Origin of the sequence: Burkholderia sp. AU18528 (assembly GCF_002223215.2) — a bacterium.
Classification (GTDB): Bacteria; Pseudomonadota; Gammaproteobacteria; order Burkholderiales; family Burkholderiaceae; genus Burkholderia; species Burkholderia semiarida.
Genome location: NZ_NKFC02000005.1, coordinates 63,317 through 75,319, shown reverse-complemented (window position 1 = coordinate 75,319; position 12,003 = coordinate 63,317). Strand labels below are relative to the sequence as shown.

11 protein-coding genes are annotated in these 12,003 nt (G+C 68.5%); 9 read left to right on the top strand and 2 right to left on the bottom strand.

Annotated features, from left to right (window positions below):
- Window positions 1–116: 116 nt before the first annotated feature.
- Together CFB52_RS11830 and CFB52_RS11825 are read right to left on the bottom strand one after the other, a co-directional pair.
- Window positions 117–584 carry a T6SS effector amidase Tae4 family protein gene (locus CFB52_RS11830; RefSeq protein ID WP_081059377.1) on the bottom strand — a complete coding sequence of 156 codons (468 nt, stop codon included), beginning with the start codon at window positions 582–584 and terminating at the stop codon, window positions 117–119.
- A gap of 15 nt (window positions 585–599) precedes the next feature.
- Window positions 600–953 carry a Rap1a/Tai family immunity protein gene (locus CFB52_RS11825; protein WP_059646539.1) on the bottom strand — a complete coding sequence of 118 codons (354 nt, stop codon included), beginning with the start codon at window positions 951–953 and terminating at the stop codon, window positions 600–602.
- A gap of 451 nt (window positions 954–1,404) precedes the next feature.
- Here CFB52_RS11825 and CFB52_RS11820 point away from each other — a divergent pair, with 451 nt between their 5' ends.
- From CFB52_RS11820 to sugE, 9 genes are all read left to right on the top strand, one after another.
- A complete protein-coding gene (locus CFB52_RS11820; protein ID WP_089465015.1) occupies window positions 1,405–2,379 on the top strand; it encodes a quinone oxidoreductase in 975 nt (324 codons plus the stop codon).
- Window positions 2,380–2,685: 306 nt separating this feature from the next.
- Window positions 2,686–2,778, top strand: coding sequence for a K(+)-transporting ATPase subunit F (kdpF, locus tag CFB52_RS11815; RefSeq protein WP_006752209.1), 93 nt, complete (start codon window positions 2,686–2,688; stop codon window positions 2,776–2,778).
- Entirely contained in the window at window positions 2,775–4,580 is a 1,806-nt protein-coding gene (gene kdpA / locus CFB52_RS11810) for a potassium-transporting ATPase subunit KdpA (protein WP_099316667.1), read from the top strand. The genes kdpF and kdpA overlap by 4 nt, the downstream gene beginning before the upstream one ends.
- A gap of 61 nt (window positions 4,581–4,641) precedes the next feature.
- A complete protein-coding gene (gene kdpB, locus CFB52_RS11805) occupies window positions 4,642–6,726 on the top strand; it encodes a potassium-transporting ATPase subunit KdpB (protein ID WP_060312065.1) in 2,085 nt (694 codons plus the stop codon).
- 25 nt (window positions 6,727–6,751) lie between these two features.
- Complete coding sequence (gene kdpC / locus CFB52_RS11800; RefSeq protein WP_059583657.1) at window positions 6,752–7,333, top strand: potassium-transporting ATPase subunit KdpC; 582 nt, start codon at window positions 6,752–6,754, stop codon at window positions 7,331–7,333.
- A 152-nt stretch (window positions 7,334–7,485) separates the two neighbouring features.
- Window positions 7,486–10,329 (top strand): DUF4118 domain-containing protein, encoded by a 2,844-nt coding sequence (locus tag CFB52_RS11795; RefSeq protein ID WP_089465013.1) that lies wholly within the window; start codon window positions 7,486–7,488, stop codon window positions 10,327–10,329.
- The gene (gene kdpE / locus CFB52_RS11790; protein WP_059583654.1) at window positions 10,322–11,020 is read left to right on the top strand and encodes a two-component system response regulator KdpE; all 699 of its coding nucleotides are present in this window, start codon (window positions 10,322–10,324) and stop codon (window positions 11,018–11,020) included. The genes CFB52_RS11795 and kdpE overlap by 8 nt, the downstream gene beginning before the upstream one ends.
- Window positions 11,021–11,153: 133 nt before the next feature.
- A complete protein-coding gene (locus CFB52_RS11785) occupies window positions 11,154–11,435 on the top strand; it encodes a DUF333 domain-containing protein (RefSeq protein WP_059583653.1) in 282 nt (93 codons plus the stop codon).
- Window positions 11,436–11,571: 136 nt separating this feature from the next.
- Window positions 11,572–11,892 (top strand): quaternary ammonium compound efflux SMR transporter SugE, encoded by a 321-nt coding sequence (sugE, locus tag CFB52_RS11780; protein ID WP_034190777.1) that lies wholly within the window; start codon window positions 11,572–11,574, stop codon window positions 11,890–11,892.
- Window positions 11,893–12,003 lie beyond the last annotated feature (111 nt).

Here is a 12,003-nt window from a genome sequence, read left to right as displayed (position 1 = left end):
GCGCGGGGCGGGCGCGATTGTCGTTGTACGGTGTCGCCATGTTTGGCCACTACGGCAGGGTGACGCCGCCGGTCAAGGAGAGCGGTGTGGATGACGTAGAATCCGGATACCACCGATTACCGTAGCGGCCAGAACCACACTTCGGATGCCGTCCAGTAGCAGTCTGAACCACAGAGGGCTCGCGCACCGTCGATCAGGTCGATATGCCCGCCACGCCCGTTCATGTATCCCGGAATGTTCCAGAAGGCCGCCATGCCCTTTCTGGAGGCGATGCCGGTCACGGCGTCGTCGCGCCGAAACACTTCGGCTTTGCCGAAATACGCCGGCTCGGCCAGCATCTTGGCCAGCCTGGCCTGCCCCGCCTCGATGCGGCGCCCACGGTGCGGCCCTTTCTGAATGACCAGTCCGCCGCGCAACGTTATTCCGCTTTTGACAAGTGCCACGCTGATCCGGATGGCGCACGTATTCGCATACGACGGATTCTGGATCAGGTCTTGCCAGCCCAATTCCTGAAAAAGCGCTTCCCTCGAAACGGTCTTGTTGCCTGGATAGTGGCTGCTCAGTATGGAGAACGGTGGTTTCAAGCGAGCGTTCCTCGGTTAGCGGCAAGGGAATTTTTGTCGTAAGGCGTGGGCAACCAACCTCGCTGCGCTTGCCTTCAGTACGTCTCTCGGCAGTTGGCGAAGCGCGGCGAGCACTTCCGAATCGATTTCGCCCGGTTTGACGCGACCGTTGTCGCACCAGTCCTTGCCCTCAGTCGTATCGGCGACCCCGGCCAGATACCCGGCCATCGCGTGGCGTTCGGCGTCGGCGTAGGGACTGCTGTCCGATCGACTCACGCCGTCGAGTAGCCGGGTGCCGTCGACACGAGGGACCGCAGCCGCGGTTGCGCTGCCAATACTCGCTGACAACGACGCGAAAACAAGCAAGTTCTGGACAAGAAAGCGTTTCATGGCGTGGGTTGGGTGAATTGGGCAAAGGGCAAAATAGCACGCTCGTCATCTCATAAATGTGCGTAGCACGAATTCGAATTGCCGGCCGACCCGTGTCGATGTCGCCGGTTCCGGGAGCGCAGTACGACAACGCGGCACGGGAGACGTGTCTTGCACGGGCGCAAGGCCAAATTCGCGGTGCGGCCAGCCTCGGTCAACGCGAACGGAGCGCAAATTCGCACGACCCAAAGGTCTTGATATGAATGTGACCAAGTGTGAACGCGGCCCATGCAATACATTTCCTGCGAAAACCCTACCGAGGTGAAGGGATTGCGACGACGCGCTGCACGACCGCGCACGACGCGCGAGAATCGTCCGCCATGACCCGCGTTCACACGCATCGCCGTTGGGACGACGTCGATGCATTCGCCGAACCGGATTTCCAGATTCCAGACAAACGAGGAGCGAAACGATGCCGAAAGCAATCCGATACGACCAGCCGGGCGGCCCGGACGTGATGAAGTGGGTCGACGTCGATGTCGGCGCGCCGAAGGCGGGCGAAGTCCGCATCCGGCAGCACGCGGTCGGGCTCAACTACATCGACGTGTATTTCCGCACCGGCCTGTATCCGCAGCCGTTGCCCGGCGGCCTCGGGATGGAGGCGGCGGGCGAGGTGACGGCCGTCGGCGACGGCGTGACCGCGTTCAAGGCGGGCGACCGCGTCGCCTATGTCGGGCAGCCGCCCGGCGCATACGCGCAAGAACGCGCGATGCCGGCCGAGCGGCTCGTGAAGCTGCCTGACGGAATCAGCTACGACGACGCGGCGTCGGTGATGCTGCAGGGGCTGACCGCCCACTACCTGCTGCGCCGCACGTACCCGGTGAAGGCCGGCGACACGATCCTGATCCACGCGGCGGCCGGCGGCGTCGGCCTGCTCGTGTGCCAGTGGGCGAAGGCGCTCGGCGCGACCGTGATCGGCACGGTCGGCTCCGACGAGAAGGCCGAACTCGCGAAGGCGCACGGTTGCGATCATCCGATCGTCTATACGCGTGAGAACTTCACGCAGCGCGTGAAGGAGATCACGAGCGGCGCGGGCGTACCGGTCGTCTACGATTCGATCGGCAAGGACACCTACGTCGGTTCGCTCGACTGCCTCGCGCCGCTCGGCTACTTCGTCAGCTTCGGCAACGCGTCGGGCCCGCTGCCGCCGATCGACTCGAAGGAGTTCTCGTCGCGCGGCTCGCTGTTCTTCACGCGGCCGACGCTGTTCTCGTACATCGCGAAGCGCGCCGATCTCGAAGCCGCGGCCGCCGAGCTGTTCGACGTGATCCTGTCGGGCAAGGTGAAGACCAGCATCAACCAGCGCTATCCGCTCGCCGAAGTCGGCCGCGCGCATGCCGATCTGGAAGCACGCAAGACCACCGGTTCGACGATCCTCGTTCCCTGATCCGCTCCCGCGTGCCGGCGCCGCGCCGGTACGCGCCTGTCGCGGGCGGCGCCGCCGCGCCGTCCGTCCCGCCTCGATTCGCTCCGGTCCCGCCCCGCGCGTTTACGCGTTTTTTATACCCGCCCCGACAGCTTTGACCCGCCCTTTACGCGCGTTCCCATAAGGTTCTAGTCGTCCGATTTCGACGACGGAGAACATAAAAATGGATGGGGTTTTCATCGGCGCACTGGTGCTCTTCACCGCGCTGATCCTCGGTTTGCTTGCCGGCTGCGACAAGCTCGTGCAATACGGTCGCGGGGGGCGCGCATGACCTGGATGCTTTGGCTGGCGGGCGCCTCGACGGCCCTGCTGTTCGCGTATCTCGTCTTTGCGCTGCTGCGCGCGGAGGACATCGAATGAACGCGAACAACCTGTTGCAGACGCTGCTGTTCATCGTCGTGCTGCTGGCGGCGGCCGTGCCGGTCGCGCGCTACCTGAGCGCCGTGATGGACGGCAGTTCGCGGGTCGTGCGCGTGTTCGCGCCGCTCGAACGCGTGCTGTACCGCATCTCCGGCGTCGATGCGGGCACGGAAATGAACTGGAAGCAGTACACGATCGCGACGATCGCGTTCAACGCGCTCGGCGTGCTGTTTCTTTACGCGCTGCTGCGCCTGCAGGGCTTCCTGCCCGGCAACCCGCAGCAGTTCGGCGCGATGACGCCCGATGGTGCGTTCAACACGGCCGTCAGCTTCGTCGCCAACACGAACTGGCAGGACTACGCGCCCGAGCAGACCGTCAGCTATCTGTCGCAGATGCTCGGCCTGACCGTGCAGAACTTCCTGTCGGCGGCGACCGGCATCGTCGTCGTGATCGCGCTGATCCGCGGCTTCGCGCGCCACACCGCGCAGACGATCGGGAACTTCTGGGTCGACCTCACGCGCGTGACGCTGTACGTGCTCGTGCCGATGGCGGCGCTCGTCGCCGCGCTGCTGATGAGCCAGGGTGTGCTGCAGAACATGAAGGCGTACCAGGACGTGCCGGTGTTGCAGGCGAGCACCTACGCGGCGCCGAAGCTCGACGCGCAGGGCAACCCGGTGAAGGACGACAAGGGCAACCCGGTCACGGTGACGACGCCGCTCACGAAGCAGACGCTCGCGATGGGCCCGGTTGCCTCGCAGGAAGCGATCAAGATGCTCGGCACCAACGGCGGCGGCTTCTTCAACGCCAACTCCGCGCACCCGTTCGAGAACCCGACGCCGTTCGCGAACTTTCTGCAGATCTTCTCGATCCTGATCATCCCGGCCGCGCTGTGTCTCGTGTTCGGCCGCATGATCGGCGACCGCCGGCAGGGCGTCGCGGTGCTCGCGGCGATGACGGTCGCGTTCGTCATCGCGATCGGCGTCGAGGTGAGCGCCGAGCAGGCCGGCAACCCGACGCTCGCCGCGCTGCGCGTCGACCAGTCGGCCGGTGCGCTGCAGCCGGGCGGCAACATGGAAGGCAAGGAAACGCGCTTCGGGATCGCGCAGACCGGCATCTTCACGGTCGCGACCACGGCCGCGTCGTGCGGCGCGGTCGACGCGATGCACGATTCGCTGACCCCGCTCGGCGGCCTCGTGCCGATGCTGCTGATGCAGCTCGGCGAGGTGGTCTACGGCGGGGTCGGCTCGGGCCTCTACGGGATGCTCGTGTTCGCGCTGCTCGCGGTGTTCGTCGCCGGCCTGATGATCGGCCGCACGCCGGAATACGTCGGCAAGAAGATCGAGTCGTACGAGATGAAGATGGTGTCGATCGTCGTGCTGCTCACGCCGCTGCTCGTGCTGGTCGGCACGTCGATCGCCGTGCTCGCCGACGCGGGCAAGGCCGGCATCGCGAACCCCGGCCCGCACGGCTTCTCGGAAATCCTCTATGCGTTCAGCTCCGCCGCGAACAACAACGGCAGCGCGTTCGCGGGCCTGACGGTCGGCACGCCGTTCTACAACTGGATGACCGCGATCGCGATGTGGTTCGGCCGTTTCGGCACGATCGTGCCGGTGCTGGCGATCGCAGGTTCCCTCGCCGCGAAGAAGCGCATCGCGGTGACGAGCGGCACGCTGCCGACCCACGGCCCGCTGTTCGTCGTGCTGCTGCTCGGCACGGTGATGCTGGTGGGCGCGCTGACGTACGTGCCGGCGCTCGCGCTGGGCCCGGGCGTCGAGCACCTGATGATGTGGCTGGGCGCGTGATCCACCCGTGACGCGCCCGCATGGCGACACATAAAAGACTGAAGAGCTTGAAGAGATCGCAATGACTCAACATTCCGCAACACGGTCCATGTTCGATCCGGCGCTGCTGCGCCCGGCGATCGTGGATTCGTTCAAGAAACTCACGCCGCGCACGCAGTTCCGCAACCCGGTGATGTTCTGCGTGTACGTCGGCAGCATCCTGACCACGATCCTGTGGATCGCGGCGCTCGCCGGCCAGGCCGAGGCGCCCGCGGGCTTCATCCTCGCGATCGCGCTGTGGCTGTGGTTCACGGTGCTGTTCGCGAACTTCGCCGAAGCGCTCGCCGAAGGGCGCTCGAAGGCGCAGGCCGCGTCGCTGCGCAGCGCGAAGAAGGACGTGATGGCGAAGAAGCTGAACGAGCCGCATCCGAAGTCGCCGATCCGCATCACGACCGCGTCCGATCTGCGCAAAGGCGACGTCGTGCTGGTCGAGACGGGCGACGTGATCCCGGCCGACGGCGAGGTCGTCGACGGCGTCGCGTCGGTCGACGAGTCGGCGATCACCGGCGAATCCGCGCCGGTGATCCGCGAATCGGGCGGCGACTTTTCGTCGGTGACGGGCGGCACGCGCGTGCTGTCCGACTGGATCGTCGTCAAGGTCACCGCGAACCCCGGCGAGGCGTTCCTCGACCGGATGATCGCGATGGTCGAAGGCGCGAAGCGCAAGAAAACGCCGAACGAGGTCGCGCTGACGATCCTGCTCGTCGCATTGACGATCGTGATGCTGCTCGCGACCGCGACGCTGCTGCCGTTCTCGATGTTCTCGGTCGAAGCGATGAAGGCCGGCCACGTGGTGACGATCACCGCGCTCGTCGCGCTGCTCGTGTGCCTGATCCCGACGACGATCGGCGGGTTGCTGTCCGCGATCGGCGTGGCCGGGATGAGCCGGATGATGCAGGCGAACGTGATCGCGACGTCGGGCCGCGCGGTGGAAGCGGCCGGCGACGTCGACGTGCTGCTGCTCGACAAGACCGGCACGATCACGCTCGGCAACCGTCAGGCGTCCGCGTTCGTGCCGGCGCCGGGCGTGACCGAGGAAGCGCTGGCCGATGCCGCGCAATTGTCGTCGCTCGCCGACGAAACGCCGGAAGGCCGCAGCATCGTCGTGCTCGCGAAGGAGCGCTTCAACATTCGCCAGCGCGACATGGCGCAACTGCACGCGACGTTCCTCGGCTTTTCCGCGCAGACGCGGATGAGCGGCGTCGACCTGCCGGGCCGCGAGATCCGCAAGGGCGCGGCCGACGCGATCCGCCGCTACGTCGAGACGCACGGCAGCCGCTTTCCGGACGAAGTGCGCCGCGCGGTGGACGACGTCGCGCGCCGCGGCAGCACGCCGCTCGTCGTGGCCGACCTGCAGGACGGGGTGGCGCGCGTGCTCGGCGTGATCGAGCTGAAGGACATCGTGAAGGGCGGCATCAAGGAGCGCTTCGCGGAGCTGCGCAAGATGGGCATCAAGACCGTGATGGTGACGGGCGACAACCGGCTGACGGCCGCGGCGATCGCGGCGGAAGCGGGCGTCGACGATTTCCTCGCGGAAGCGACGCCGGAAACCAAGCTCGCGACGATTCGCGAGCATCAGGCGGCCGGGCGTCTCGTCGCGATGACGGGCGACGGCACCAACGACGCGCCGGCGCTCGCGCAGGCCGACGTCGCAGTGGCCATGAACACGGGTACGCAGGCGGCGAAGGAGGCCGGCAACATGGTCGACCTCGACTCGAACCCGACGAAGCTGATCGAGATCGTCGAGATCGGCAAGCAGATGCTGATGACGCGCGGCTCGCTGACGACGTTCTCGATCGCGAACGACATCGCGAAGTACTTCGCGATCATCCCGGCCGCGTTCGTGACGACCTACCCGCAACTGCGCGTGCTCGACATCATGCACCTGACGTCGCCGGCGTCCGCGATCCTGTCCGCGGTGATCTTCAACGCGCTGATCATCGTCGCGCTGATTCCGCTCGCGCTGAAGGGCGTGACCTACCGGCCGCTCGGCGCCGCGTCGCTCTTGCGGCGCAACCTGCTGGTGTACGGCCTCGGCGGCGTGCTGCTGCCGTTCCCGTTCATCAAGCTGATCGACATGACACTCGCCGCGCTCGGCTGGGCCTGAGCCCGCCGCACTTGAAGGAACCATCATGAAATCGTTGATTCGCCCGCTCGTCGTGCTGTTCGTCATCCTGACCGCCGTGACTGGGCTCGCTTACCCGGCCGTGATGACCGTGTTCGGTCAGGCCGTGTTTCCGTCGCAGGCCAACGGCAGCCTGATCGAGCAGAACGGCAAGATCGTCGGCTCCACGCTGATCGGCCAGCCGTTCGACGCGCCGAAGTATTTCTGGGGCCGGCTGTCGGCCACCGCGCCGATGCCGTACAACGCGGCCGGCTCCGGCGGCTCGAACCTCGGCCCGCTGAACCCGTCGCTCGCCGATCAGGTGAAGGCGCGCATCGCCGCGCTGCGCGATGCCGGCACCGACCTGTCGAAGCCGGTGCCGGTCGACCTCGTGACGGCGTCGGCGAGCGGCCTCGATCCGGAGATCACGCCGGCCGCCGCCGCGTATCAGGTCGAGCGCGTCGCGAAGGCGCGCAATCTGGCGCCGGACGCGGTCGCGCAACTCGTCGCCGCGAACACGACGGGCCGCCAGTTCGGCGTGCTCGGCGAGCCGCGCGTGAACGTGCTGAAGCTGAACCTCGCGCTCGACGCGGCGCAGGCCGCGCACTGATCGATCGCGCGGGCTGACCGGCATCCGGCGCGGCCTGAACCGTGCCGGATGCGCTTTTCCCGACGGCGCGCGCGCCGTCTTTGCCTTTTGCGGCGATTTGGAACCACAATGCTCGTACCCGCGCGCATCCGGGCGCTCCGCTTTCCTCACGCATGAATCGTCCCGATCCCGACCAACTCCTCGACAAGCTGCAGCGAGACGAAGAAAAGCAGCGGCGCGGCCAGCTCAAGATCTTCTTCGGCGCGTCCGCCGGCGTCGGCAAGACCTACGCGATGCTGCAGGCCGCGCGTCAGCGCGTGCAGGAAGGCGTCGACGTCGTCGTCGGCATCGTCGAGACCCACGGCCGCGCCGAGACGGCCGCGCTGCTCGACGGCCTCGACGTGCTGCCGTCCGCCCGCATCGACTATCGCGGCCGCACGCTCGCCGAATTCGATCTCGACGGCGCGCTCGCGCGGGCGCCGCAACTGATCCTCGTCGACGAGCTCGCGCATTCGAACGTGCAGGGCGCGCGGCACCTGAAGCGCTGGCAGGACGTCTACGAGCTGCTCGACGCGGGCATCGACGTATATACGACCGTCAACGTCCAGCACCTCGAAAGCCTGAACGACGTGGTCGGCGCGATCACCGGCATCCGCGTGTGGGAGACCGTGCCCGATCGCGTGTTCGACGCGGCCGACGAAGTCACGCTTGTCGACCTGCCGGCCGAGGAGCTGCTCGAGCGGATGCGCGACGGCAAGGTCTATCTCGCGCAGCAGGCCGAGCGCGCGGTGCGCAACTTCTTCCGCAAGGGCAACCTGATCGCGCTGCGCGAGCTGGCGCTGCGGCGCACGGCCGATCGCGTCGACGCGCAGATGCGCGAGTACCGCGCCGACCGTTCGATCCAGCGCATCTGGCAGGCGCGCGAGCGGCTGCTCGTGTGCGTCGGCCCGGGCGCCGAGGCGCCGACGCTCGTGCGTGCGGCCGCGCGCCTCGCCGCGAGCCTGAAGGCCGACTGGATCGCCGTGTACGTCGAGACACCGCGCCTGCAGCGGCTGCCCGACGCGCGGCGGCAGCGCACGCTCGACGCGCTGAAGCTCGCGGCCGAGCTCGGCGCGGAGACGGCCACGCTCGCCGGCGCCGACGCGGTCGCCGCGCTGATCGGCTATGCGAAGGTGCGCAACGTGTCGAAGCTCGTCGCGGGCGGCTCGCCGAAGGTCGGGCTCGCGCGCCGCTTCGCGCGGCCGTTCGGCGAGCAACTGGCGGAACGCGCGGGCGACGTCGACCTGATGCTGATTCGCGCGTCCGCGAGCGACGAGGCGCGCGCCGCGCCGCTCGACGCGCGGGCGCGCGACTGGCGCGATGCGTTCGCGCAGTTCGGCACGCACCGCTCGCCGCCGCGCCACTACGCGTATGCGGCCGCGATCTGCGCGGCGATCACCGTCGTCGCGAGCGTCGTGTCCGCGCGGCTCGACCTCACGAACCTCGTGATGCTGTACCTGCTCGGCGTGGTGTTCTCGGCCGTCCGGCTCGGGCGCGGCCCGGGCGTGCTGCAGTCGTTCCTGTCGGTGGCCGCGTTCGATTTCTTCTTCGTGCCGCCGCGCATGTCGTTCTCGGTCAGCGACACGCAATACCTGCTGACCTTCTTCGGGATGCTGCTGACGTCGCTCGTGATCAGCCACCTGACGTCGACGCTCACGCGCCAGGCAAGCGTCGCGCAGCGCCGCGAGCGCCGCACCGGCGCGATCTACGCGATGGCGCGCGAGCTCGGCGCGGCGCTGACGACCGAGCAGATCGTCGAAATCGGCAGCCGCCACGTCGGCGAGGTGTTCCGCGCGCGCGTCGCGATCCTGCTGCCCGACAGTGCCGACCAGGTGCGCCAGAAGATCGAGGAGCCCGATGCGGCCGTCACGCTGACGGGCGCGGAGCTCGACAGCGACGTCGGCCAGTGGGTGTACGACCAACAGAAGCCGGCCGGGCGCGGCACCGATACCTTGCCGGCGACGGCCGCGCTGTACCTGCCGCTGAAGGCGCCGATGCGCACGCGCGGCGTGCTTGCGGTCGCATCGCGCGAGCCGCGCGAACTCGAGGTGCCCGAGCAGCAGCGGATGCTCGACGCATTCGCCGCGCAGATCGCGCTCGCGCTGGAGCGCGTGCACTACGTCGAGATCGCGCGCGACGCGCTCGTCAACATGGAATCCGAGCGGCTTCGCAACTCGCTGCTGTCGGCGATCTCGCACGACCTGCGCACGCCGCTCACGACGATCGTCGGCTTCTCGTCGATGCTCGCGAACGGGCGCGCGGCCGCGCAGGCCGGCGACGGCGCGGCGGCCGCGCGCCTCGCGCAGCGCGAGGGCGAGCTCGTCGACGCGATTCACGACGAGGCGCTGCGCATGACGGGCATCGTCACGAACCTGCTCGACATGGCGCGGCTGCAGGCCGGCAGCCTGCAGCTCAAGCGCCAGTGGTCGCTGCTCGAGGAAACCGTCGGCGCCGCGCTTGCCGCCTGCCGGCGCGTGCTCGCGCGCCATCCCGTGCGCGTCGCGTTGCCGGCCGACCTGCCGCTGCTGCAGATGGACGCGGTGCTGATGGAGCGGCTGTTCACCAACCTGTTCGAGAACGCGGCGAAGTACACGCCGCCCGATACGTCGCTCGACATCGGCGCGGAGCGCGTGACCGACGACGGGAGCCCGTTCGTGCGCGTGCACGTCGACGATCACGGCCCGGGCCTTCCGGCCGGCATGGAGGCGCGGATCTTCGACAAGTTCACGCGCGGCGAGAAGGAATCGGCGACGCCGGGCATCGGGCTCGGCCTCGCGATCTGCCGTGCGATCGTCGAGGCGCACGGCGGTAAAATCGGCGCACTCAACCGCACCGCGCCCGACGGCCGCGTGACGGGCGCGCGCTTCTGGTTCACGCTGCCGGTCGACACGCCGCCGGCCGCACCGGCCGTGCCCGACGACGAATCCGACCTGCCGGACGCATCGCCCCCATCCGAGTCATTGCCCGACCATGAGTGAACCCACCCTGACCGTCGTCCTGATCGAGGACGAAAAGCAGATCCGCCGCTTCGTGCGCGCCGCGCTCGAAGAGGAGGACATCGCGGTGTTCGAAGCCGAGACGGGCAAGCAGGGGTTGATCGACGCGGCGACGCGCAAGCCCGACCTCGTGATCGTCGACCTCGGGCTGCCGGACACCGACGGCCTCGACGTGATCCGCGAGCTGCGCGGCTGGTCCGAGGTGCCGGTGATCGTGCTGTCGGCCCGCACGCAGGAAGAGGAGAAGGTCGCGGCGCTCGATGCGGGCGCCGACGATTACCTGACCAAGCCGTTCGGCGTGTCCGAACTGCGCGCGCGGATTCGCGCGCAACTGCGCCGGCGCAACCAGGGCGGCGCGAACGAGTCGCCGAAGGTGACCTTCGGCGCCGTGAGCGTCGATCTCGCGCTGCGCCAGGTGTGGCGCGACGACGCGATCGTGCACCTGACGCCGCTCGAATACCGGCTGCTCGCGACGCTCGTGCGCCACGCGGGGCGCGTGCTCACGCATCGCCAGCTGCTGCGCGACGTGTGGGGGCCGTCGCACGTCGAGAGCCATCACTACCTGCGCATCTACATGGCGCACCTGCGCCAGAAGCTCGAGGCCGACCCCGCGCAGCCCGAGCACATCGTCACCGAGACGGGCGTCGGCTACCGGCTCGTCGGCGCCGTGTGACGGGCGGTGCGGGGCCGCGCGCCGGCAGGGTTGCGCCGGCGCGACAGTTTCGCGACCGCGGCCGGCCTTGCACACCGGCCGCGCAATCCCCGCTATCCTGACCGTTCCCCGAACGAAAAACGAGGAGCGTGCAATGTCCGTCCGTCTGGTCGTCATCTGTGCGCTGGCGCTGGCTGCGCCCGGCGCGTTCGCCCAGCCGCTGCCGCCCGGGCAGCAGCCGCCCGCGCGGGCGGCGCTGGCCAATCCCGCGTCGGTCAACTGCGAGAAGCTCGGCGGTCGCCATGTGATCCGTAACCTGTCGAGCGGGCAGGTCGGCATGTGCGTGTTCAAGGACGGCCGCGTGTGCGAGGAGTGGGCGCTGTACCGCGACGACCGCTGCGTCGGCGGGGGCGCGCCCAAGCGCGTGGCGAACTGACCGCGCGGCCCGCTGCGCCCCCGCACCGGCCGCCGGCAGGCCTGTAAGCCGCTTGTTATACTCGGCGCCGTCCGGGGACGACCCCGGGTCATTCGCTTCAACGGGGACGGCCCCATCCGATACGGAGTACGTCGAGATGGCGTGGGTATGGTTGTTGATCGCCGGTTTGCTGGAAGTGGCCTGGGCGGCCGGCTTGAAATCGTCGGACGGCTTCACGAAGCTCGGTCCGTCGGTGTTCACGATCGTGACGGCGCTGGCCAGCTTCGGGCTGCTCGCGGTCGCGATGCGCCAGTTGCCGCTCGGCACCGCGTACGCGGTGTGGACGGGCATCGGCGCGGTCGGCGCGTTCGTGTTCGGCATCGTGATGATGGGTGAGGCGCTGACCGCCGCGCGCGTCGCGAGCGCGGCGCTGATCGTCGCGGGGCTGGTCGGCCTGAAGCTGTCGTCGGCCGCCTGACGACGGTATCCCGGGCGCGCCTGCGCCCGGGCGCCGCGCCGCCTCGCGCAATTGCGCCGGTTGCCCGTCCAGCCTGTCTATAATGGAACGTATTCGGGCCTGAATACCGTC